This window comes from Cellulophaga algicola DSM 14237 (genome assembly GCF_000186265.1).
In the GTDB taxonomy this organism is placed as follows: domain Bacteria; phylum Bacteroidota; class Bacteroidia; order Flavobacteriales; family Flavobacteriaceae; genus Cellulophaga; species Cellulophaga algicola.
Genome location: NC_014934.1, coordinates 2722711 through 2748289, shown reverse-complemented (window position 1 = coordinate 2748289; position 25579 = coordinate 2722711). Strand labels below are relative to the sequence as shown.

The following is a 25579-nucleotide window of genomic DNA, read 5'->3' as shown; positions in this document are numbered from 1 at the left end:
TATTATGAAAAAAATTTTAATCCTTAGTTTATGCGTATTCAGCCTATATTCTTGCAAAGATGAGGTTAAAAAAGAACCTGCTGTTGCCATAAACAATACCGAATTTGATGATGTCCTTGATGATTATTTTGAAGAAAGTTTAAAATTATATCCTTTGAATGCTACCTCGCAAGGAGATACGCGTTACAATGATATGTTACCAAATTTTTTAAGCGATGAATTCAGAACTTCTGAAAATGATTTTTACTCTAGCTATAAAAAAACACTTGCCGAAGTAGACGATAAATTGCTTACCTCTAGTCAGCAAATGAGTAAGGAAATTTTACTTTGGGAATGTGACCGTAATTTGGAACGTTTAGGGTTTAGAGAAGAACTACTTCCTATCAATCAAATGTGGACCATGCAATTAATGATGGGCCAATTAGCAAGTGGCGCAAGCTCTCAACCTTTTAAAACCGTTGAAGATTATGACAATTGGTTAAAAAGATTAGAGGACTACACCTCTTGGTTGGCTAGTGCTAAAGTAAGAATGGAAGAAGGTATTAAAACAGGTCATGTGCTACCAAAATCTTTAGTCGTTAAGATTACACCACAGTTAAAAGACATGACAGAGCCTAATTTAGACAATCACTTGTTTTTTACTCCTATAAAAAATATGCCAGATAGTTTTTCTGATGTAGATGTAGACCGTTTAACAGAAGCTTATTCTGCAATGATTTCTGAAAAAATTATTCCTGCATATCAAAGTATATATGATTTTATGAATACGGAATATATGGCAGCTGCTAGAACTACTAGTGGTATAGAAGGCATTCCTAATGGAAAAGAATATTATGACTATTCTATAAAATTGTACACGACGACAGACATGACTGCCGATGAGATACACCAATTAGGTTTAAGTGAAGTAGCACGTATTTCTTCTGAAATGGAAAAAATTAAAAAAGAGGTTGGTTTTGAAGGTGATTTAAAAGCATTCTTTGATTTTGTTCGGAATAAAAAAGAACTAATGCCTTTTACTTCTCCCGAACAAGTTATTGAAAACTTTAAGGTCATACATGAGAAAATGAAGCCTCAAGTAGATAAGCTTTTTGGCAACCAGCCTAAAACGCCTTTTGAAGTTAGAAGAACTGAAGCGTTTAGAGAAGCTTCTGCTAGTGCAGAATACAACCCTGGATCTATTGACGGTACACGACCAGGTATTTTTTATACTCCTATACCAGACGTTACCAAATACAATATGTACTCCGATGAAGATTTATTCTTACACGAAGCTATTCCTGGGCATCACTTTCAAATTTCATTAACACAAGAAAATGAAGAACTTCCTAAATTTAGAAAAACATTATGGTATAGCGCTTATGGAGAAGGTTGGGCTTTATACACAGAGTCTTTAGGTAAAGAGCTAGGACTATACACAGATCCTTACCAATATTTTGGAATGTTAGGAGCAGAAATGCACAGAGCTATCCGTTTGGTTGTAGATACAGGTTTACATTCTAAAGGATGGACCAGAGAGCAAGCTATTCAATACTCTTTAGCTAACGAAGCAGAATCTGAAGCAGGTATTACTTCTGAAATTGAACGCTACATGGCCAACCCAGGGCAAGCCTTATCTTACAAAATAGGACAGCTTAAAATTATGGAGTTACGCGCTAAAGCAGAAAAGGAATTAGGCGATAAATTTGATATTAAAGCATTTCACAACCAAGTATTAGAAACAGGCTGTGTACCCTTAGCTTTATTAGAAAAGAAGATCACTACTTGGATTTTAAATTCTAAATAATAAATTACAAAAAATTGGAAAAAATAAAAAGGGGAGCTTTCGCTCCCCTTTTAGGTTTAAAAAAATTAACTCAACTTAACTTAAAACCAAATTTTCAATATTATATACTTACGTTTTGCCTGTAAACTCCGTTAGCATTTTTCACTGTGATCGTATAATCACCTTTGTGAGCCGTCTTAAAGTTTACTGCTTTTTCAACAATTAAAGTATCCGCTATTTTTTGAGTGAATAAAACTCTATCATTAGAATCATAAACTTTTATTTCAACATCCATTTTATCTACGTTTAATAGATTAACGAATATCATACCATCTTTCATTCTAAAAACAGGCTTAATTACCTCGTCTTTGTTTAGAATACGAATAGACTCACCATCAATTAATATAGCATAGGTAGTTACTAGAGTCATATCATCTACTCTGAAAGTATAAACTCCTTTTTCTAATTTACTAAGGTCGAATTTTTTACGAAGAGAACTACTCTTCAAATTACTATTAGAATAGATAACATTATTCTTACTATCTATAAATTGAATTTTTGTGTCTTTAGATACAATGTCTAATTCGAAAATTAAACTTTTTGCTTCCTTATCGGCTGCAACATTTAATTTTAGTTCACTGGCTGAAGCTGTAAAAGTACTGAACACTAAAGCGGCAATTGCGGTAAATTTTAGAACTTTTTTCATAACTATTTGTATTTGGAGGGTTTCTCAATTATTTACATGACAAATGTATGACGGATATGTACATGAAAGTGATGCAGGGTTTTCCACTTTCTATGCTATTTTAACATCAATACAATTCTAATATGACCTTAACGTTAATATAACATACATTATAGGTAACTTTGCACCATAGAAGCAAAATGAAGCCTATATCTAATCTTTTAAAAACAAAAAAAGCATGTTACTACAAAAACCTACATTTGAAGTCATTGCTCCAGATTTTGGACATTCTTTTACGTATCAAAAATTTGATGAGGACAATCCTAATATGAATACGGTATGGCATTACCACCCAGAATTAGAACTAGTCTATATTAATGGTGGTTCTGGAAAACGACAAATTGGTAGCCATGTATCGTATTATAATGATGGCGACCTTATATTAATAGGATCTAATCTTCCTCATTGTGGCTTTACAGATGGAGCAACAGGCAACAAGGCAGAGACTGTTGTACAGATGAAACAAGACTTTCTTGGTTTTGATTTTTTCAATATTCCTGAGATGAAAAAAATTCAAACCATTTTTGAAGCGTGTAAAGGCGGAATAGCTTTTTACGGAAAGACAAAAAAGAAAATTGGCGAGAAAATAGAAATTTTAGAATATCAAACAGATTTTCAAAAGCTACTTTCTATCCTTAATATATTAAATGAATTAGGGAACTCTGAAGAATTTAAATTATTGAACGCAGAAGGGTTCTCTATGGAATCTTCTATGAAAGATAATGACCGTATTAATATGGTGTTCAATTTTGTGAAAGAAAATTTTAAAGAAGAGATTACCTTAGAAAAAATTGCAGATTTAACGAGTATGACGGTTCCTTCTTTCTGTAGGTATTTTAAGAAGATTACAAAAAAGACCTTTGTACAGTTTGTAAATGAATACCGTTTAGTACATGCTTCAAAACTTTTAGCAGAGAAACCTATGAGTATTGCAGATGTTGCTTTCCAAAGCGGATTTAATAATTTCTCACATTTCAACAAATCTTTCAAACAGTTTACAGGGCAAAATCCTTCTGAGTATAGAAACCAACTAAAGTCAATCATACAATAATGGCCAATCTTTTTTCTGAAGCGCTTCCCTTAAAGCTACCAGATAGTGACCTTATATACTATCCTAATTTTTTTGATGCCCTTTCTGCTACTGAATATTTTAAAATTCTCAAAGAAGAAACACCTTGGCAACAAGATGATATTACTGTATTTGGCAAGAAATATGCACAACCAAGATTAACGGCATTGTATGCTACTAATGATTTACCGTATTCCTACTCCAATATTACCATGCATCCGCATCCTTTCTCTAAGGAGCTTTTACAAATTAAAGAGGAAGTAGAAAAAGTTGCGCAAACAAATTTTACTACATGTTTGTTAAACTTATATAGAGATGGTAAAGACAGTAATGGTTGGCATGCAGATAATGAAAAAGAATTAGGAAAAAACCCTATAATAGCTTCCATTACCCTTGGTGAAGAGCGCTATTTTCACTTAAAACACAGAACCAACAAAAATTTAAAACATAAACTTTTGTTGGAACATGGTAGCCTCTTACTTATGAAAGGAACAACACAGCAGCACTGGTTGCATCAAATACCTAAAACAGCTAAGCCTATTCAAGAGAGAATTAACCTAACTTTTAGGGTTGTTTATTAAAGCTGAGTCTATTTAAAAAGCTCATTTAAGACCTTTGCTAAACGCAACCCACCTTTTTGCAATTGCGTTTCTACAAGTCCCCAATACTTATAACTATAGGCGTAGCCTAGTTTTTCACCTACTTCAACAGAACCGTATAATTCTGTTGCTAAACCTTTAGATTCTTCGACCCATGTAAAAACATCACCTTCTTGAATTCCCTTCACCTCATCTTTTGTTAGCTCTGGCAAGTTATCTGCAATTTCAGTAAAACTCATTCCGTAGTCATCAATCATATTACTGTCCCAAAGTCGGTGTAAATTAGATCCTTTTCCAAACCACTGAACTTGAATATCATTACCCCCTTTATCTTCTTGCTTTCCCACATGCATAGGCTGGTGTAAATCTCCTAATAAATGCACTAGAAATTTAAGGTAGAATACTTTATCTTCTTGCGTACTATTTTTGTCTTTTACGATAGCGACACATTTTTGAATTCCCGAAACAATATCTCCGTATGGGCTAGGCTCTACCTCTGTATATTTTTTATCTGCAGGATAGTTTACATAATGCCAAGCGCTAAACTCTCTGTACTTTTTATCGGATTTTATATCATCTGCAAAAGTAGAAACCAAAGCCAAACTTTGTCCATCTAATAATTTAGCAATTGCTTTTTTTGCTTTTTTGTTTAAGTGACGTTGTGCAACTTCACCTGTTGTTCTATGCCCCGTTTTTGACCACTCCCCTTCTGTAGAGAAAACAAATTGAATGGATAGGGTTAATAATAAAATGGTAATTTTCTTCATCAATTTAAAATTTGCGCAATCTTTACACTTTTATACACTCAAAAATAAACATTACAACCTTAATGTATCATTAAGTCGTATATAGTTTTAACTATTTTAACTAAAAAAATTACCCGCGTGATTTTCAAAAAAATTAAATCTCCAATTCTAAGGTACTTACTTATTGCGATACTAAGCGTATTTCTATTTTTTATCCTATTTATAGGAAGTATTCAAATAGGCCTATGGGGTAGTTTACCAAGTAAAAAAGAGTTAAGCAATTTAGAATATCAAAAAGCAAGCGAAGTATATGCCGCAGATAGCACACTAATTGGTAAATATTATTTATTTGACAGACAACCCATTGCCTTTGAAGAATTTCCTGAAAACCTTTTAGACGCTTTAATTGCCATTGAAGATGAACGTTTTTATACCCATTCCGGAGTTGATTACCCAAGTTTAATGCGCGTGGCGTTTAAATCTATTCTGATGCAAGACCAAAGTTCTGGTGGCGGAAGTACGATTACTCAACAGTTAGCGAAAAACCTATACCCTAGAGAAGAACGAAAAAAAACTAATATTGCCGTAGATAAAATTAAAGAGATGTTTATTGCTTCTCGGCTAGAAGACCTCTATAGTAAGGAAGAACTCTTATATCATTATTTAAATACGGTAAGTTTTGGTGATAATACGTTTGGTGTAGAAAGTGCTTCCTTAAAATTTTTTAATAAAAAGGCAAAGAATTTAAATACAGAAGAAGCAGCTGTTTTGGTAGGCATGTTAAAAGCTACTTATGGGTATAATCCTAGAGTTTTCCCTGAGAATAGTTTAAAAAGAAGAAACTTGGTATTACAAGCCATGCAAAAAAATAACTACCTATCAGAAAAACAAAAAGACAGCTTAACCGCATTACCCCTAAAATTAGATTATAAAGAATTTAATTATAATGATGGACTAGCTCCATATTTCAGAGAGGAAGTCCGCAAGCAATTGTTAGCTTGGAGTGCTACACAAAAAGAGAATGGTCAGGAGTATAATATTTACACCTCTGGCTTAAAAATTTATACTACTTTAGATTATAAAATGCAACAACTAGCGGAAGAAGCTATGGTTGCTCATTTGACAGTTTTACAAAAAGATTTTGAAAAAAGTTATGGAAAAAATGCACCATGGCTAACGAATAAAAAATTATTAGACAAGCTCTTAAAGAGAACCAGTGCCTATAAGAGACTAAAGAAAAATGGACTTTCTGAAGGTCAGATTTTAGATTCACTAAGTATTAAAAGAAAAATGATGCTCGCAGATTGGGAAAGCGAAAAAACTGTTGAAGCTAGTACATTAGATAGTTTACAGCATTATCTTAAATATTTAAACACCGGATCACTAGGAATAGACCCAACATCTGGAGCTGTAAAAACTTGGATTGGCGGCGTTAATTTTAAATACTTTAAATACGATCATATTTCACAGAGTAAGCGCCAAGTAGGGTCTACTTTTAAGCCTATAGTATATACTGCCGCCTTAGAAAATGGTCTAGCACCCTGTACTTATTTTTCCGCACAAGAGGTAGCTTATGAAAATTTAAAAGGATGGTCTCCTAGTAATTCTGGTAATAAAGATGAAGCCTACTTAAATTATTCTATGGAGCAAGCATTGAGTAATAGCGTAAATACGGTAGCCGTAAAAGTTTTAGAAGAAGTTGGTGTATTAAAAGTTATACGGCAGGCAAATAAAATGGGCATTTTAGAAAAACTACCTAGTGAACCTTCTTTAGCCTTAGGAACTGGAGAAATAAAAATTACAGAACTCGCAGGAGCGTATGCCTCTTTTGTAAATAACAGCAAACCGGTAACCCCTTATTTAATTCAAACAATCAGCAATAGTAAAGATTCTATTTTAGAAACATTTAAACCTAAAGTTGCAGAAGTAGAAGCTTTTTCTTCAGAAACAAGGCAAACCATGATAGAGATGATGAAAGAAACTATCAATTCTGGTACTGCTTCTAGATTGAGAGACACTTATAATCTACCGAATGCTATTGCGGGAAAAACCGGAACTACACAAAATAATAAAGATGCCTGGTTTGTTGGTGTAACTCCAAAGCTCGTGCACATTACTTGGGTAGGATTAGATAATCATGAATTAGGTTTTAAAAGTACTAGTTTAGGGCAAGGTGCAAATGCTGCCCTTCCTATGTTTGCCTTATTAATGCAAAAACTAAACAAGGATAAAGAATTTAATGCGATTACTAAAGCTCAATTTGAAACCCCATCTGATAAAGTCCTAGAAAACCTCAGCTGTGACCCTATAAAAAAAGATGGATTCTTAAAGCGTTTATTTAAAAATCCTGAGAAGAAAAAGACTAAAAAATTCAAGTCTAATTAATTAGACTTGAATTTTAATAATAATAATAATATCCTCTTGTTATTAAATACACCTTTTTAGTGTATAAAAAAACTACATATTCCAATACTCATCCTTAATGGAGATAAAGATATTCAAGTTGATATTACTAACGCTCAAAACTTAAAAGCCGCACAAGCCAATGCATCTTTGATGATTATCCCTAACATGAATCATATCATGAAAGAAGAAGACACTGAGGTCACAGGTCTAGAGGGTTACTTTGACCCTAAATATCCTATTTCAACAAAAATGATAGCAGCGGTACTTCAATTTATTTCACAATAAGTAGTAGAAAAGGGTTTATTTACAACTATAGGGCACTTCTTTAATGTTTTATAACAAAATAAACGCTTAAATTTGAGAACCAACGAAACCAACCCTAATGTTCAAGTTCTCTTTATATTGCCTCTTTTTCCTAATAACCTTATCTGTTTTAGCCCAAAATGAGGACAAACAGATTAACATTAAATACATTCCAGAAATTCCGCAGATAGATGGTATTTTAGATGAGCGTGTTTGGGAGAAAGCAGAAAGTGCCACAAAATTTCAACAATATTTTCCATCAGATACCATACTTGCTCAGAAAGATACCGACATCAGAATGTTTTATGATGGCACTCATTTATATGTGGGTATTCGCTTAGAAACTACAGGAAGTAACTACGTAACTCCATCTTTAAAAAGAGATTTTAGCGCTGGCGGGAATGACAATATAAGCTTACTATTTGACACCTTTAATGATGGTACCAATGCCTTTCTATTTGGTATAAATCCGTTTGGGGTTATTCGCGAAGCCTTAATTTCTAATGGCGGTGGCAGTGATGGTGGCTTCAATACTTCATGGGATGTTAAATGGAAAGGAGAAGCTAGAAGCTTTGAGAACTATTATACTGCTGAGCTTGCCATACCGTTAACCTCTTTTAAATTTAAAGAAGGAGAAACCAAATGGCGCTTTAATAGCTATAGGTTTGATACCCAAAATAATGAAACAAGTACTTGGGCCAAAATTCCACAAAACCAATCTATCTATAGTTTGGCATTTATGGGAGAAATGACTTTTGAAAAACCCTTAGGAAAGTACAGAACGCCAATTGCCATTATACCTTATGTAAATACGCTTGCTCAGAAAAATTTTGAAACCAATGCCAGTAGAACCAATCTTAAGTTTGGTGGTGATGCTAAGGTAGCTATTGGTAATGGGATGAATTTAGACATCACTTTAAATCCCGATTTCTCTAATGTAGAAGTAGATAATGTATTTACGAACCTTACTCGTTTTGAAGTATCCTTACCTGAAAAACGGCAATTTTTCGTAGACAATAGCGATCTCTTTTCTAGTTTTGGAGGTAGTCAAGATGCCAATCCGTTTTTTTCTAGACGTATTGGTATTGCAAGAGATAAGGATAACAACTCCATAGAAAACAAAATTATTGGTGGTTTTCGTTTAAGTGGTAAGCTTAGTAAGGATTGGCGCTTGGGTTTTCTAAATCTTCAAACGGCCGAGGATTTGGAAAATGAAATTCCCTCTAACAATAATTCCATGTTTGCGCTACAGCGCAAAGTATTCTCTAGGTCTAATATTGGCTTATTTTTTATTAACCGAGAAGCGTTTAAATCGTATGATTTTGTAGCTCCAGAAGATCGGTACAATAGAGTTTTAGGAATAGACTATAATCTAGCTTCTGCGGACAATACTTGGAACGGTAAGTTTTATATACATAAATCCTTTCAGCATGATTCCGATAGCAAGGATATTTCTACAGGTGCCTATATGTCTTACAATAGTAGAAAATTTAATGTTTTTTCCGATTGGGTATATATTGGAGATGACTTTAGGTCTGACCTCGGTTTTATAAGAAGAACAAATATTTTTAAGTTCGTAACGGGATTTGAACGCGTATTTTGGCCTACCGCAAGTAAAATTAATAGTCATAGCTTTGAAGTGTTTCCTATTTTTACCTTAAATCCTGAGCTAGATTTTAAAACAACAGATTACACGGTACGTGCTTCTTGGGGGGCCGAATTTGTAAACCAAACCGAATTTAATTTCAGTGTAGACACCAACTATACGTATCTCGTTAACGGGTTTGATCCTAGCAGAACTAAAGATGCTATTGCATTACCTGCAAATTCTGAATACACGTACGCTACAGCTGCAATTAATTTTAGTTCTGATTCTAGGAAAGCATATTCCTATTCTTTAGAACAATCTTATGGTAATTTCTTTAATGGGACAAGGTCTTCTTCTGCCGCGGAAATGACGTTACGTTTACAACCAAAAGCGGCTATCTCATTTTTGGTGAGTTATGATAAAATAACACTCCCAGCTCCCTACTCTAGTGCAGATTTTTGGTTAGTAAGTCCTAGTTTTGAGTTTACATTTAGCAAATCAATCTTTTGGTCTACCTTAGTACAATATAGTAATCAGCGGAATAATTTAGGTTTTAATTCTCGGGTACAATGGCGTTTTGCTCCCTTATCAGATTTATTCATTGTGTATAATGATAATTATATTGTAAATAATTTTGAACCAAGAAATAGGTCAATAAACTTAAAATTTACATATTGGCTAAATATTTAAAAAAAACAATTTGAAATATAAGATTCTTTGCTCCGATTTAGATGGAACATTACTTTCTACAAAAAGTGATGTTTCTGAAGTAACCATATCAGAAATTAAACGAATTAAAGACGCTGTAAAAATATATTTAGTTTCGGCCAGAATGCCTAAATCTATGACGTATTTACAAAAGGATTTAGGAATAGAAAACCAACCTATCGTATGTTATAACGGCGCATTAATCCTACACGGAAATACAATTTTAGATTCTGTAACTATTCCTCTTAGACTTCTAAAAGAACTTTATAGCCATACAGAAAAACATGCAATTAAATTAGGCCTTTATTATGCTGATGAGTGGTATGTTGAGGAAACTTCTGAGCGTGTCCAAAAAGAGATTAAGTACACCAAAGCAACACCAGAATTTAGACCAACACCAGCTACATTTCAAGATTGGCGCTCTAGAAAAGTTGATGGAGCTCATAAAGTAATGCTTATGGGTACAAAAGATTCTTGTGATGCTATTTTTCCTGAACTAGAAAGCAGGTATGGTGATGCTATTGCCACCTACCGTTCTAATGATACGTTAATTGAAATAGCTCCAAAAAGTGTGACTAAACTTTCTGCCATAAAAACATTATTAAAAGCAGATGAAGATTTAGCCGATGTCATAGCATTCGGAGACAATTATAATGATATGGATATGCTTCAATATGTAGGTTGTGGCGTTGCTGTAGGTAATGCAAGAAATGAAGTTAAGAACATCTCTAATTATATTGCAGAAGAAAATACAGCACACGGCGTAGCTAAATTTATTAAAGAACATCTTTGCGATTCCCTATATTTATAAAAAATTACCCTTGATATTTTAATGTATGAATGAAATTTTAATTACGAATGATGCAGTTGTTTTTGGATTATTAGCACTTTGCCTTGGATTTATATTTTATACCTCTTCATTGACAACAGGTTTCTGGAGTAAATTTTATAATATAGTCCCTGCGGTATTAATGTGTTATTTATTACCTGCAATCTTAGCTAGTTGTCATATTATTTCAGACGATATCTCACAACTTTATTTTATGGCTAGCAGGTATCTTTTGCCAGCAGCCCTTGTTTTAATGACTTTAAGTATAGACCTTAAAGCCATCTCTAATTTAGGCTCTAAAGCCTTAATTATGTTTTTAACAGGTTCTGTCGGAATTATTATTGGCGGACCTATAGCGATTTTACTTGTTTCTATTTTTTCTCCTGAAACCGTTGGTGGTAATGATTTTGATGCTATTTGGAGAGGACTTTCTACTATCGCAGGTAGTTGGATTGGTGGCGGTGCAAACCAAGCTGCCATGTTAGAAATTTTTAAATACAATCCAGATGAATATGGCAAAATGGTACTGGTAGATATTGTCGTTGCTAATGTATGGATGGCCGTTATTTTATTTGGAGTAGGAAAAACAAAAGCTATTGATAAATGGTTGAAAGCAGATACGTCTGCTATAGAAACCTTGAAAGTAAAGGTAAGTGCCTTTACTGCAAAAATAACGCGTGTACCAACGTTAAATGATTATATGATGATGCTGTGTTTTGCATTTACTGCTGTTGGAGTATCTCATTATTTTGGAGACAACATAAGTGAGTATCTTACTAAAAATAGCAGTGCTGTTGCAGACCCAAGTAATTTCCTGTCTTTCTTAGGCTCTAATTTCTTTTGGATGGTAGTTATAGCTACTGCTTCTGGAATACTATTATCTTTTACAAAAGCGAAAAATTATGAAGGTGCAGGTGCCAGTAAAATAGGAAGTATCTTTATTTATATTCTAGTAGCTACTATTGGTATGAAGATGGATCTTACTAAAATATTAGAAAACCCAGGGCTACTTGTTGTTGGTTTTATATGGATCACCATACATGCCTTATTACTAATCTTAGTCGCTAAACTCATAAAAGCACCCTACTTTTTCTTAGCCGTAGGTAGCCAAGCTAATGTAGGCGGCGCTGCATCTGCTCCCGTAGTAGCTGCTGAGTTTCACTCATCCTTAACCTCTGTTGGTGTTTTACTGGCTGTATTTGGTTATGTCGTTGGCACAGGTGGCGCCCTACTTTGTGCATATCTTATGGAATTAGCTTCCAAAATGTAATATTGTGCATAAATAATTTATGTACACGTGTATTTATACCAAATTGAAATAAAAAAATAGTGATATTTGCCCACCAAAATTAATACCATGAAGAACATTTTCTTACTGTCCGTAGTTGGACTTTTCTTAATTTCCTGTTCAGGAGATTCTAAAAATTCAATGACTATAAACGGATCTATTAAAGGTTTAAAAAAAGGAACTCTTTACCTACAACAATTACAGGATACTATTTTAGTAAACCTTGATTCTTTAGAAATTAAAGGACATGGAGATTTCAGTTTTAATACACCAATTGCAAATCCAGATATCTATTATTTATATCTTGTAAAAAATGATCATAACGATATTAATGATCGCATTACATTTTTTGGAGAACCAGGAATTATTACCGTAGATACCGCTTGGGATACTTTTGATACTTCTGTAAAAATTTCGGGCTCTAAAACAAATGAAAAATTAGAAGAATACAAGAAAGGAATGTCAAGATATAACGCGAAAAATTTAGAAATTTTACAAATGCGTTTTGACCCTAAAGTCAATAAAGATTCTATTGCTTTAGATTCTTTAGTAAAATTGTCTGATAAGAATATTTACCGAAGTTATGCTTATGCCCTAAACTTTGCGCTAAATAACAAAGATTCTTATATAGCTCCCTACATTGCTATTAAAGAAGTTGCAGATGCTAATGTGAAGTATTTAGATTCAATTCATAAAATGCTTACTCCCGAGGTTGCAGCTTCTAAATACGGAAAAGAACTTAAAAAATATCTTGAAGAGATAAAGAAAGATAAATAGTTTTCATTCTTGTATAAAAACAAAAAACCATCCAATTACTTGGATGGTTTTTTTATTGAAGTTAAGTAAGTCTTAACCTAATTTATTTAGTTTTTCTACTAGAACTGTAGCTTTTTCTTCTAATTCAGATTTAACACCATTTAAATGCTTACTTCTGTTTTCTACACTTTTCATATTTACTTTAGCGATTAATTCATCAAAAACACTAATAGCATCATCAATAAGAGCAGAACCTTCTTTAGAACTTTTCTTACCATTTGAAGCTTCCCAGAAATATACTGCTTCTATAATATCTCCTAGAACGTAATTAATATCTTTCTTTAAATCTTGTATACTTGCCATTTTACTAATTTTATTTTTTGCAAAAGTAATCTTTTTACAAGTATATCAACACATTAAAGCATTTTTTATATCGTAACTTCTAAAAGTGTAGCTCTTTTAGATTTTAATTCTATTGATTTTGAATTAGCTGAAACTAAAACAGTTTCCCCTTTTTTAACGGTAGCTTCTCCAAATTCATTCGCAACGATCGCTTCACCAGATACACACATATAAATAGTAAAAGAATCACGGCTTGAAATATCTTGCTTTAAATTCTTTGTAAGATTGATGTAATTTGTTTTAAAATACGGGCAATCTACCATCTCATTTACGGTATCTGTAGTGGTATCATACGCTACTTTAAAATCATCCTTTTTAGTATAATCCATTGCGTCCAATGCCATTTCGGTATGCAATTCGCGTAAATTACCGTCTTTATCTTTTCTATTAAAATCAAAAACTCGATAAGTAACATCTGATGTTTGTTGAATTTCTGCCAAAACAACTCCTGCTCCAATAGCATGAATTTTTCCGGTATTGATAAAAAAGGTATCGCCTTCTTTTACTTTCTCGTAATTTAATAAATCTAAAAGTTTATCGTTTTCTATGCTTTTTTGATATTCTTCTTTGGTAACATCTTTATTAAAACCTACGATTAAATCTGCCCCTTCATCAGCATCCATAATATACCACATTTCGGTTTTTCCGAAAGAATTATGACGCTTTTTAGCAAGCTCATCATTAGGGTGTAATTGAATAGATAAATCTTGTTTAGCATCAATAAACTTAATCAATATCGGAAATTCTTTTCCAAAACGCGACACTACACTTTTCCCTAAAACTTCCTCAGCATTGGTATCTATTAAGTCTTGAAGAGATTTTCCTGATAATTCTCCATTAGAAACTACAGATATATCTCCTTTAACCGTTGATATTTCCCAGCTTTCACCAGTAATATCATTTTCAATAGGCTTGTCAAAAATATCACCTAATTTGGTTCCTCCCCAAAGGCGTTCTTTTAATATAGGATTAAATTTTAAAGGGTATATAGTCATGATTTCAATATTAACTTATTCTATTTTATTTATTCGTTATCACCTCTGTAAGTAACAAAATTTCTAGGAGTCTCATACAAAACTACTTCTAAATCTTTATCACTTGTAATATGTGGTCTTAATTTATCATAGATAACTACGGCAATATTCTCTGCTGTAGGGTTTAAATTTTTAAATTCAGGAACCTCTACGTTTAAATTTTTGTGATCAAAAGCATCTTCAATCTCACTTTTAATTAAATCTTTTAAAATTTTCACATCGATTACAAAGCCTGTTTCAGGATCTATTTTACCGGTAACACTAACAATTAATTCATAATTATGACCATGAAAATTAGGGTTATTACACAATCCAAAAATAGTGTCATTTTTTTCAAAACTCCAATCAGGGTTGTACAATCGATGAGCAGCGTTAAAATGTGCTTTTCTACTTACTTTTACTTTCATGATTCAAATTTATGTTGGGTAATGTAACTATAGAATTTTTCGAAAATAATTTTAAACCAAGCGGTGTAGTGGTCTGGATTTGCGGCAATATCATTCTTGACATCTTCCGGCAACATCCATTTCCAGTCTGCTACTTCTTCGGGATTAATTTCTGGTGGATTATCAAAATAACCTACCATTACATGATCAAGTTCATGTTCTGTTAAACCATTATCAAAAGGTGCTTTGTAGATAAATGAGAATAATTCTTTCAAATCAGTTTCAAATCCCATTTCTTCTTGGAGCCTTCTTTTCCCTGCCTCGATATTTGTTTCTCCAACACGTTGATGACTACAGCATGTATTGGTCCATAATAATGGAGAATGGTATTTATGTGCTGCACGTTGTTGCAACATAGTCTCCCCTTTTTTATTCATGACAAACACTGAAAAGGCGCGATGTAAAACCGCTTTTTCATGTGCTTCCATTTTAGGCATGGTACCTATTTGTTCATCAGATTGATTTACAAGGATTACGTGTTCTTCTTTCAATTTTCTTTTTTTTATTCTTAGCAATCATGACTTTCGCCACTTGTACAAAAATAACATCTTTATAGGATATAAAAAGTTTAAGAAAAAAAAATATAAGAAGATAGCGAATAAAGACTTCCGCTTAAGTCTAGTAAAATAGTTAAGACAACTTTAGAAGAATCTAGGCGATTTCATATTCCCTTTTGTTTTAATGAAGTCATATCTCAAAACAATTTCAAAAGAGCCATCATTAAAACTTGTATTTCCTAAATCTGTAGTTTCACGATCATAAGCAATACCTATTAAAAACCCTTCTGAAACATAAAAACCTGCCATGCCACTTACTGCTGCACTCCAACGGTACGCAGCTCCTAAGATAAACTTATCACTAAGCATAAAGTTAGCCGATGCATCTACTTGTAAAGGCGCACCTCGTACTAACTTTGTTAATAATGTGGGTTTAAATTTAAGGTTAGGATTCAAATCCCAAACATATCCTGTAATAAAATAGAAGTTCATTTGCTCCTTAGCAGTAGACAATGAAGATTCATCAAAGTGAGAAGTTTCTAAAATACGAGGCACAGACAAACCTGCATAAAACTTATCGGTATGGTAGTATACCCCAGCACCTACATTAGGTGACAACCGATTACTTATGTCTTGTTGTAAAGATTGATCTGAAGCATATTGGTTTAGTTCTGAATATCTAATATCTAATAAATTTACACTTCCCTTTAGTCCAAAACTTATTTTTGCAGCTACAGAAACAGGAATTGTATATGAAAAATCTACATCAAAATTGGTCTCTGAAGTCGGTCCAATTTTATCATTAACAATAGATAGCCCTAAGCCTACTCCCCTGTACCCTATAGGAGAATGCATATTAAATGTTTGCGTAGTTGGTGCACCATCTAAGCCTAACCATTGTGATCTATGTAATAAACCTACACTCAAATTTCCTCTAGAACCCGCATACCCTGGATTTACACTTATGGTGTTATACATATATTGTGTATACTGCGCATCTTGTTGTGCAATTACACTAGTGGTATTTAATAAGCCTACTAAACATAGTACGCCAAAAATCCATTTGCAATAAGAAGTGTTAAGATTTAAGGTTTTCATACTATCTGTTTATATAAATATATCCTGATTTTGATTTCATATCATTTGTTGCATTTGCATAGTCTAAGATGTAGAAATACGTACCTACTGGCAACATATTATCTTTCTGTACCGTAACACGGCCATTAGAACTTCCTGTAAAAACATTCCCTTGTGTGTTATACGCTTTAGTTACAAACACTAATACACCCCATCTATTATAAATTTTAATAGTATTGTTCGGGAAGTTTTCTAACCCTGTAATTGTAAGGTAATCATGTACCCCATCTCCGTTTGGAGTTACCACATTGAATACTTCTACTTCTTCTCCTCCAGAAACTACTAAATCGGGATCTAAATAGTTTGGTATTCCATTACCATCTGTATCATCATTAGCATAATTACCATCAAGATTTACATCTTCATCTGCTGTAAAAATACCGTCATCGTCATCATCAGGATCTCTATAATCTGATTCATCGTCACCATCGGTGTTTGGTAAATCTGCCCATGGATCGTTTACTTCATCATTAACGTCAATATCTATAGTTGTATTGCCTTCAAAACCATCATCTAAACCATCATTATCTTTATCTGAACCGATAAATACAACATCAGGAATACCATCGTGATCATGATCGTGTGCTTCTATATAATCTGGCACATTATCATTATCACTATCATCATCTAAATAATCTGGTAAATCTTCAAAATCTGTATTTACAGGAATTATTCCCAAGTTACCCTCTTGCTCATAGGCATCATCTAAGCCATTGTTATTAGCATCTTCTCCGCTAGGAGCAATATAATCTGATGTAGTTTGTGCTTCTACATTATCTGGTATACCATCATCATCACTATCAATATCTAAATAATCTGCAATACCATCTCCATCAGAATCTGTTGGGTTAGTGGCCGGATTATTATCATTGTCGGTATTCAAGTCCTCCCATGCATCCAAAATTCCGTCATCATCACTATCTAAATCAACTTGATCTGTTGTAATTACAGTAATGGTAGCGGTACTACAATTCCCTAACGTATCACAAACGGTGTAGTCAAAAGAATCTGTCCCTGAAAAATCAGTATTTGGTGTATAGGTAATTATATCATCAAAAGGATCATTAGGCGTGCCATTACCGTCTACAACTACAGCACCATTGGTTGGCACCGTTATGGTAAGCGTACCTACTGTTGGTAAATCATTATCGTTTGCACTCCAATTGTCTATACTTATTGGCATGTTTTCCTCTGTGGTCACCACATCATCAAAAGTATCTACAATAGGCAATACATCTACGGTAACCGTAGCGGTACTACAATCGCCAAAAGTATTACAGATAGTATACGTAAATGTATCCTGGCCATTGAAATCTGGATCAGGAATATAAGTTACAATATCATCTGAAGGATTGTTTGGGGTACCATTATCATCAATTGAAATAGTACCATTTATAGGATCTGATGTTGTTAATGTTCCTGCTACGGGCAATTCTGTATCATTATCAAAAATAGAGATATCTACTGTTGCGTCTTCGTCTACTGTAGCGACATCATCTACTAAATTAGCAGCCTGACTCATACAAACTACCGTAAAAGACGGAAGATTTTTAGCATTACCTGCTTTTACTAATGTTGCCAAATATTTAATGACATCTTTAGTCGCTGTAATTTGAGGTGCTATTTGATCTCCTGTTAATGCCGGAGACCAGCTTATACTTGCACCCACTGGGACATTTGCTGTGATATCTAATGTTACCTCGTTATTAGGCGATTCGCAATCTGTTAGGATAAAATAACTCGTAGCATTCTTACCACAGGCAGTACCATCATAGGTTGCAAAAAAAACACCAGGCTGACTCACTTCATAGAAAAAATCGGTACTCAATACGGTACTTGTATCTGAGGCATTATACCATTTATAATTGTTTTCGTCTGTACTATTCGGCGCTTGTAGTAGGAACTGAGCACTTGCCCAATTCGAACATAAAAGCCCTATTAGTATTGCGAATAAAAATTTATATGTGTTGATTGCTTTCAAACTATGATTTTCTGTTTATTCGCTTAAATTATTTTACTACGAAAACTACGTTGATTAATGAATTGTAGTTTGTTGGCTGATTTTGAACCTGATATGTTAAATTACCATTTGCATCAATAGACATACCTGAGACTGCTGTACCGTTACCAAAAACAGCTGGATCTGCATACGTAACATAGTAATACAATTCTGTTCTCGTATAGGTCGGCAATGCATTTGGTGCACCTGCACTCCCTACTGTTGGAGAGCCATATTGCTGAATGTACTCATCATACAAATCAATAGTAAATGTTCCATTTGTAGATACATCTACTGCAATTGAAGGTGGATAAAAAATTCTAGCCGCCTTAGATGTAATTGGAGCTATTGCTTGTATTACTTCTTGTACTGTCGTTTCATTTGTTGGTGAAGTTTCTCCTCCTTCATCTACATCAATCGGTGTACGTAATAAAACTTCATCATCATATTGATCATCGGTATTAATACTACTAATATCAATAGTATTTCCACCTGAAATAGTCAAATCTGAACCTGATAAACTTAAAGTTTGATCATCAGTCGCTGGATCTCCTGCTGGACCTGTAGCTCCGTCTTGACCATCCTGACCATTTTGTCCTGCTGGACCTTGTGAACCTGTAGCTCCATCTTGACCTGCTTGCCCCCTAGAACCTTGTGCTCCAGTAGCACCGTCTTGACCAGCCTGACCTGGTTGACCATCTTGTCCTGCTGGACCTTGTGCGCCAGTGTCACCTGTTTCGCCTTGAATACCTTGGATTCCCTGATCACCTTGATCTCCTTTTAATCCTTGTGGACCAGTTTCTCCCTGAACTCCTTGAGCACCAGTATCACCAGTTTCTCCTTGAATACCTTGGATTCCCTGATCACCTTGATCTCCTTTTATTCCTTGTGGACCAGTTTCTCCTTGAACTCCTTGAGCGCCAGTATCACCTGTTTCGCCTTGAATACCTTGGATTCCCTGATCACCTTGATCTCCTTTTAATCCTTGTGGACCAGTTTCTCCCTGAACTCCTTGAGCACCAGTATCACCAGTTTCTCCTTGAATACCTTGGATTCCCTGATCACCTTGATCTCCTTTTATTCCTTGTAGGACCAGTTTCTCCCTGAATACCTTGAGCACCAGTGTCACCTGTTTCTCCTTGAATTCCTTGATCACCTTGATCTCCTTTTATTCCTTGTGGACCAGTTTCTCCCTGAATACCTTGATCACCTTGATCTCCTTTTATTCCTTGTGGACCAGTTTCTCCCTGAATACCTTGAGCACCAGTGTCACCTGTTTCTCCTTGAATACCTTGAATTCCCTGATCACCTTGATCTCCTTTTAATCCTTGTGGACCAATTTCTCCCTGAACTCCTTGAGCGCCAGTATCTCCTGTTTCTCCTTGGATTCCTTGGATTCCCTGATCACCTTGATCTCCTTTTATTCCTTGTGGACCAGTTTCTCCCTGAACTCCCTGAGCACCAGTATCTCCTGTTTCTCCTTGAATTCCTTGATCTCCTTGATCTCCTTGATCTCCTTGATCTCCTTTTAATCCTTGTGGACCAGTTTCTCCCTGAACTCCTTGAGCACCAGTATCACCTGTTTCGCCTTGAATACCTTGGATTCCCTGATCACCTTGATCTCCTTTTAATCCTTGTGGACCAGTTTCTCCTTGAACTCCCTGAGCACCTGTTTCGCCTTGGATTCCCTGAGCACCAGTATCTCCTGTTTCGCCTTGGATTCCTTGGATTCCCTGATCACCTTGATCTCCTTGAACTCCTTGAGCACCAGTATCACCAGTTTCTCCTTGAATACCTTGGATTCCCTGATCACCTTGATCTCCTTGAACTCCTTGAGCACCAGTATCACCAGTTTCTCCTTGAATACCTTGGATTCCCTGATCACCTTGATCTCCTTTTAATCCTTGTGGACCCGTTTCTCCCTGAATACCTTGAGCGCCAGTGTCACCTGTTTCGCCTTGAATACCTTGAGCGCCAGTATCACCAGTTTCTCCTTGAATACCTTGGATTCCCTGATCACCTTGATCTCCTTTAATTCCTTGTGGACCAGTTTCTCCTTGAACTCCTTGAGCGCCAGTATCACCTGTTTCGCCTTGAATACCTTGGATTCCCTGATCACCTTGATCTCCTTTTATTCCTTGTGGACCAGTATCAGCATCTACCCAGTCATAAGTACCTAAACCATCAGTTGATAAAACTTGACCACTAGTACCTCCTGTTGGTAATTCAATCTCGTTTTGATCATCATTATCTCCATCAACATAATCAACTGTAAAATTCCCTGCTCCATCGTCCGTAACTGTAATGTCATTTATACCAGATACAGTTTCTCTATAAGCTGATAAATCAATTGCTGTTGCTGTTGGATCGTTTGTTAATGTAAGATCATCGCCTGTTAAACTTAAATCTTGACTATCTGTCCCGGCTGCAGCTAAAACTGTAGTGAAATCTACGGTCTCTGTACCTCCATCTTCTAAAGTCAAGGTCAATACGTTTGTTGTATTGTCTAAACTAAAAGCTGTAATTTCTTGATTATCTGTATTGTCTAAAAACGGAGTTAAATTTACTGTACCACCATCTTCTAAGGTTAATATGTTTCCTGTAGCTAAACTTAAGGCTTGGTTATCTGTACTTCCTGAAGCTAAAGCTTCAATTGCCTCCTGAACATTTACTGCTCCTATTGAAGAGGTAGCATCATCATAAGTAACTTCTGATGCATCTTGATCATCGGTACCATCAAAAGATGTTGTCGTATTATTTTCTGAAGTATAGGTATAGGTTACATTATCAGAGGTAGCTAATGTTGTTACTATATCTGCCGCTGGTGTCGCACTTCCGCCTACTTGTTTCCAAGAGTCTTCATATACATACATTTGCCCTGTATCCGTATCTACATATGTAGTACCATTTACAGGACTACCTGAGGGGCCTCCTGATCCTGTCTGAGTTAATTCATTCGTAGAATCTTTATCTCCATCAACATAATCAACAGTAAAATTCCCTGCTCCATCGTCCGTAACTGTAATGTCATTTATACCAGATACAGTTTCTCTATAAGCTGATAAATCAATTGCTGTTGCTGTTGGATCGTTTGTTAATGTAAGATCATCGCCTGTTAAACTTAAATCTTGACTATCTGTCCCGGCTGCAGCTAAAACTGTAGTGAAATCTACGGTCTCTGTACCTCCATCTTCTAAAGTCAAGGTCAATACGTTTGATGTATTGTCTAAACTAAAAGCTGTAATTTCTTGATCATCTGTATTGTCTAAGAATGGAGTTAGGTTTACTGTACCACCATCTTCTAAGGTTAATAAGTTTCCTGTAGCTAAACTTAAGGCTTGGTCATCTGTACTTTCTAAAGCTAATTCTGCTAATGCTCCTTCTACATCCGTTGCCGTAAAATTATTAGCGGTATCTGTAACAGCTACCTCGGTAGCAGTTTGGTCATCTGTATTATCTAAAAACGGAGTTAGGTTTACTGTACCGCCATCTTCTAAGGTTAATATATTACCTGTAGCTAAACTTAAGGCTTGGTCATCTGTCCCTGCAACAGCTAAAACTGTAGTGAAATCTACAGTCTCTGTACCTCCATCTTCTAAAGTCAAAGTCAATACGTTTGATGTATTGTCTAAACTAAAAGCTGTAATTTCTTGATTATCTGTATTGTCTAAGAATGGAGTTAGGTTTACTGTACCACCATCTTCTAAGGTTAATATGTTTCCTGTAGCTAAACTTAAGGCTTGGTCATCTGTACTTTCTAAAGCTAATTCTGCTAATGCTCCTTCTACATCCGTTGCCGTAAAATTATTAGCGGTATCTGTAACAGCTACCTCGGTAGCAGTTTGATCATCTGTCCCTGCTGCAGCTAAAACTGTAGTGAAATCTACAGTCTCTGTACCTCCATCTTCTAAAGTCAAAGTCAATACGTTTGATGTATTGTCTAAACTAAAAGCTGTAATTTCTTGATCATCTGTATTGTCTAAGAATGGAGTTAGGTTTACTGTACCACCATCTTCTAAGGTTAATATATTACCTGTAGCTAAACTTAAGGCTTGGTCATCTGTACTTCCTGAAGCTAAAGCCTCAATTGCCTCCTGAACATTTGCTGCTCCTATTGAAGAGGTAGCATCATCATAAGTAACTTCTGATGCATCTTGATCATCGGTACCATCAAAAGATGTTATTGTATTATTTTCTGAAGTATAGGTATAAGTCACATTATCAGAGCTAGCTAATGTTGTTACTATATCTGCCGCTGGTGTCGCACTTCCGCCTACTTGCTTCCAAGTATCTTCATATACATACATTTGCCCAGTATCCGTATCTACATATGTAGTACCGTTTGTTGGACTTCCTGTTGGACCTCCTGATCCTGTCTGAGTTAATTCATTTGTAGGGTCTGAATCTGCATCACGAATATCTACATCTGTAGTACCCCCATCTACTAATGCTACACGTACGGTTTCATTTGGCGTAATAACACTACTACTAATATCTTGTGTATCTGTGTTTATATATGGACTTAAATCTATTACAGAAGAAGCTTCTCCATTTACAGTACTTACTAACTCATTACTTGTATTTAAAGATAGGTCATTGCTATTAATGATAGTAACTCCTGCTCCTGTTACACCATCTACAGTTGTAGCTAATGTATTTACAGCACTAGTGTTTGAAACTGTCGTTGCAGGAACTAAAGTAGCTTTATCAATCCACTCTACATCTCCTGCAGCATTCGTTACTAATACTTGATCATTACCCTCAGAAAGAATATTTTCTGTTTGTACGGCATCATCTGCTAATCTTGAATTGGTTACTGCATCTGCTGCTAATTCTGTTGTGCCTACTGCCCCTGCTGTAATTTCTAACGTAACATCTTTGAAAACTGAATTATCTCCACCTGTCACGGTTAAGTCTGTTGAAGAAATAGTACCATCTGCTATCGCTGCTTCATTTACTTCTAGTGCTCCTGTTGTAGCATTTTGAATTAAACCTGCACCAGCTACGTCACCATTTATTGTTGCGGCATTTACTGCATTAGGTGCAATATCTGCACTAGCAATAGTACCATCTAAAATCTCTGTAGTTGTAATAGCATTATCTGCCATTTTCGCATTCGTAATAGCATTATCGGCTATCTCTAATGTAACATCGTTTAAGGTGGAATTTGCTCCACCAGAAACTACAATATCCGTAGAAGAAATTGTTCCATCTCCTATTATATCTGTAGGATCTACTGTTACGGTATATGCTGTATTGTTTCCTGTTGTCGTATTAGTAACATTTACACCTGTACCTTCTATAACAGAAGTAGTTTTTTGATTGGCAACAATTGCTGGTTCTAAATCTAACGCTGTAGACGCTTCACCATTTATAGTACTTACTAATTCGTTATTCGTATCTAAGGATAATTCATTACTATTTATAATAGCAACTCCCGCACCTGTAACTCCATCTACCGTTGTAGCTAATGTATTTACTGTACTGGTATTTGAAACCGTTGTTGCTGGAACTAAAGTAGCTTTATCAATCCATTCAACAATACCAGCAGCATTCGTTACTAATACTTTATCATTACCTTCTGAAAGAATATTTTCTGTTTGAACAGCATTATCCGCTAACTTATCATTAGTCACAGCATCTGCTGCTAATTTATCTGTTACAATAGCTAGGTCTTCTACTTTAAAAGGATCCGCTACAGTTCCTAATCCAGTAATAGTTACTTGATCGGCAATAGCATCAAATTCTGATTGATCGATCCATTCTACAGCACCAGTGGCATCGGTAACCAATACTTGATTTAATCCACCTGAAGCAATATCTTCTGTTAGAATGGTACCGTTTACTATATTTTCTGTTTGAACAGCATTATCCGCTAACTTATCATTAGTCACTGCATCCGCTGCTAATTTGTCTGTTACAATAGCTAAGTCTTCTACCTTAAAAGGATCCGCTACAGTTCCTAAGCCAGTAATAGTTACTTGATCGGCAATAGCTGAAAAAGTAGATTTATCTACCCATTCTACAGCACCAGTGGCATCGGTAACCAATACTTGATCATTTCCTCCTGAAGCAATATCTTCAGTTAAAATTGTACCGTTTACTATGTTTTCTGTTTGAACAGCATTATCCGCTAACTTATCGTTAGTCACTGCATCCGCTGCTAATTTATCTGTTACAATAGCTAAGTCTTCTACCTTAAAAGGATCCGCTACAGTTCCTAAACCAGTAATAGTTACCTGATCGGCAATAGCATCAAAATCTGATTGATCGATCCATTCTACAGCACCAGTGGCATCGGTAACCAATACTTGATCTACTCCGCCTGAAGCAATATCTTCAGTTAAAATTGTACCATTTACTATATTTTCTGTTTGAACAGCATTATCCGCTAACTTATCATTAGTCACTGCATCTGCTGCTAATTTGTCTGTTACAATAGCTAAGTCTTCTACTTTAAAAGGATCTGCTACAGTTCCTAAACCAGTAATAGTTACTTGATCGGCAATAGCTGAAAAAGTAGATTTATCTACCCATTCTACAGCACCAGTGGCATCGGTAACCAATACTTGATCTACTCCACCTGAAATAATATCTACTTCTACATCTCCTAATAACGCATTAGCATCTCCTGAAATAGTAATAGTACCATTTGGTGACGTTATATTACCGTCACCTTGTAGTGTAGAAACATCAACACTTACAGTACCCCCATTTTCTAACTGTAATGTTAATTGATTCGTCAGTTCATCAAAACTAAAATCTTGAATTTGTTGATTGTCCGAAGAAGTTAATTCCCAAGAATCTCCATCCCAGAAATAAATTGTTCCGGTATCTGTGTTCACATAAACATCGCCGATATCTGCTCCTGCTGGAGTTGTCATTCCTGGTGCAGTAACATCTGTACCGCTTAATACTTCACAATTACATTGATCTTCTAACGTCACCGTAGTTTGCGAAAATGCAACAGTAGTCATTAATAGGAATACTAGTAAAAATAAATTTTTATTCATGATTCTGGGGGTATCTTAAACTTTAATAGGGCGTATAATTAGCATAAGTCTACTTTATTAAACAAAATAGGCCCACCTACACTTTACAAAATTAACATTAGCTTGAGTCAGGGAAAATAAATGTTGTGTATGTATAAAATACCAAGGTCTAGGAACTAATACCTGAGGTCTTACAAAATTCTTAACTACATTTTATCGATATCGCCAACAGCAACAAGGGATTAGATGTATAAATTCATCGATGAAAAC

The 25579-nt window shown here is 35.1% G+C and carries 18 protein-coding genes; 8 read left to right on the top strand and 10 right to left on the bottom strand.

Annotated elements, in window-relative coordinates:
• Positions 1 to 4: 4 nt before the first annotated feature.
• On the top strand, positions 5 to 1786 hold the full coding sequence (locus tag CELAL_RS11955; protein ID WP_013551169.1) for a DUF885 domain-containing protein: 1782 nt from the start codon (positions 5 to 7) through the stop codon (positions 1784 to 1786).
• 100 nt (positions 1787 to 1886) lie between these two features.
• Here the strand turns inward: CELAL_RS11955 and CELAL_RS11950 are convergent, their stop codons facing one another.
• Positions 1887 to 2471, bottom strand: a complete 585-nt coding sequence (locus tag CELAL_RS11950) for a hypothetical protein (protein ID WP_013551168.1) — start codon at positions 2469 to 2471, stop codon at positions 1887 to 1889.
• A 217-nt stretch (positions 2472 to 2688) separates the two neighbouring features.
• Between CELAL_RS11950 and CELAL_RS11945 the strand changes: the two genes are divergently transcribed.
• Positions 2689 to 3561 (top strand): AraC family transcriptional regulator, encoded by an 873-nt coding sequence (locus CELAL_RS11945; protein WP_013551167.1) that lies wholly within the window; start codon positions 2689 to 2691, stop codon positions 3559 to 3561.
• Positions 3561 to 4160 carry an alpha-ketoglutarate-dependent dioxygenase AlkB family protein gene (locus tag CELAL_RS11940; protein ID WP_013551166.1) on the top strand — a complete coding sequence of 200 codons (600 nt, stop codon included), beginning with the start codon at positions 3561 to 3563 and terminating at the stop codon, positions 4158 to 4160. The genes CELAL_RS11945 and CELAL_RS11940 overlap by 1 nt, the downstream gene beginning before the upstream one ends.
• Before the next feature lie 8 nt (positions 4161 to 4168).
• On the opposite strand, the gene CELAL_RS11935 is transcribed toward CELAL_RS11940, so the two are convergent.
• Positions 4169 to 4945, bottom strand: a complete 777-nt coding sequence (locus tag CELAL_RS11935) for a S1/P1 nuclease (RefSeq protein ID WP_013551165.1) — start codon at positions 4943 to 4945, stop codon at positions 4169 to 4171.
• Positions 4946 to 5062: 117 nt separating this feature from the next.
• On the opposite strand from CELAL_RS11935, the gene CELAL_RS11930 reads away from it, so the two are divergent.
• The 5 genes from CELAL_RS11930 (at position 5063) to CELAL_RS11910 (ending at position 12823) form a co-directional block, all read left to right on the top strand.
• Complete coding sequence (locus CELAL_RS11930; protein ID WP_013551164.1) at positions 5063 to 7309, top strand: transglycosylase domain-containing protein; 2247 nt, start codon at positions 5063 to 5065, stop codon at positions 7307 to 7309.
• A gap of 403 nt (positions 7310 to 7712) precedes the next feature.
• Positions 7713 to 9911, top strand: coding sequence for a DUF5916 domain-containing protein (locus tag CELAL_RS11925; protein ID WP_013551163.1), 2199 nt, complete (start codon positions 7713 to 7715; stop codon positions 9909 to 9911).
• A 10-nt stretch (positions 9912 to 9921) separates the two neighbouring features.
• Complete coding sequence (locus CELAL_RS11920; protein ID WP_013551162.1) at positions 9922 to 10740, top strand: Cof-type HAD-IIB family hydrolase; 819 nt, start codon at positions 9922 to 9924, stop codon at positions 10738 to 10740.
• 25 nt (positions 10741 to 10765) lie between these two features.
• On the top strand, positions 10766 to 12028 hold the full coding sequence (locus tag CELAL_RS11915; protein ID WP_013551161.1) for a DUF819 family protein: 1263 nt from the start codon (positions 10766 to 10768) through the stop codon (positions 12026 to 12028).
• Between the two features lie 87 nt (positions 12029 to 12115).
• The gene (locus tag CELAL_RS11910; protein WP_041557714.1) at positions 12116 to 12823 is read left to right on the top strand and encodes a DUF4369 domain-containing protein; all 708 of its coding nucleotides are present in this window, start codon (positions 12116 to 12118) and stop codon (positions 12821 to 12823) included.
• A 72-nt stretch (positions 12824 to 12895) separates the two neighbouring features.
• On the opposite strand, the gene CELAL_RS11905 is transcribed toward CELAL_RS11910, so the two are convergent.
• The 8 genes from CELAL_RS11905 to CELAL_RS22510 all read right to left on the bottom strand — a co-directional run bounded on the left by CELAL_RS11905 (position 12896) and on the right by CELAL_RS22510 (position 25330).
• Positions 12896 to 13165, bottom strand: a complete 270-nt coding sequence (locus CELAL_RS11905; protein ID WP_013551159.1) for a hypothetical protein — start codon at positions 13163 to 13165, stop codon at positions 12896 to 12898.
• A gap of 65 nt (positions 13166 to 13230) precedes the next feature.
• Positions 13231 to 14193, bottom strand: a complete 963-nt coding sequence (locus tag CELAL_RS11900) for a type I phosphomannose isomerase catalytic subunit (protein WP_041558124.1) — start codon at positions 14191 to 14193, stop codon at positions 13231 to 13233.
• Positions 14194 to 14228: 35 nt separating this feature from the next.
• Positions 14229 to 14645 carry a 6-pyruvoyl trahydropterin synthase family protein gene (locus tag CELAL_RS11895; protein ID WP_013551157.1) on the bottom strand — a complete coding sequence of 139 codons (417 nt, stop codon included), beginning with the start codon at positions 14643 to 14645 and terminating at the stop codon, positions 14229 to 14231.
• Positions 14642 to 15175 (bottom strand): isopentenyl-diphosphate Delta-isomerase, encoded by a 534-nt coding sequence (idi, locus tag CELAL_RS11890; protein ID WP_013551156.1) that lies wholly within the window; start codon positions 15173 to 15175, stop codon positions 14642 to 14644. Before idi ends, CELAL_RS11895 begins: the two co-directional genes overlap by 4 nt.
• Before the next feature lie 150 nt (positions 15176 to 15325).
• Positions 15326 to 16279: a PorP/SprF family type IX secretion system membrane protein gene (locus CELAL_RS11885; protein WP_013551155.1), complete on the bottom strand. Its 954-nt coding sequence runs from the start codon at positions 16277 to 16279 to the stop codon at positions 15326 to 15328.
• Between the two features lies 1 nt (position 16280).
• Positions 16281 to 18299, bottom strand: a complete 2019-nt coding sequence (locus CELAL_RS11880) for a T9SS type B sorting domain-containing protein (protein WP_013551154.1) — start codon at positions 18297 to 18299, stop codon at positions 16281 to 16283.
• Positions 18300 to 18327: 28 nt separating this feature from the next.
• Positions 18328 to 19437: a collagen-like domain-containing protein gene (locus CELAL_RS22515; RefSeq protein WP_013551153.1), complete on the bottom strand. Its 1110-nt coding sequence runs from the start codon at positions 19435 to 19437 to the stop codon at positions 18328 to 18330.
• Positions 19379 to 25330 carry a collagen-like triple helix repeat-containing protein gene (locus CELAL_RS22510; RefSeq protein ID WP_013551152.1) on the bottom strand — a complete coding sequence of 1984 codons (5952 nt, stop codon included), beginning with the start codon at positions 25328 to 25330 and terminating at the stop codon, positions 19379 to 19381. The genes CELAL_RS22515 and CELAL_RS22510 overlap by 59 nt, the downstream gene beginning before the upstream one ends.
• Positions 25331 to 25579: the final 249 nt, after the last annotated feature.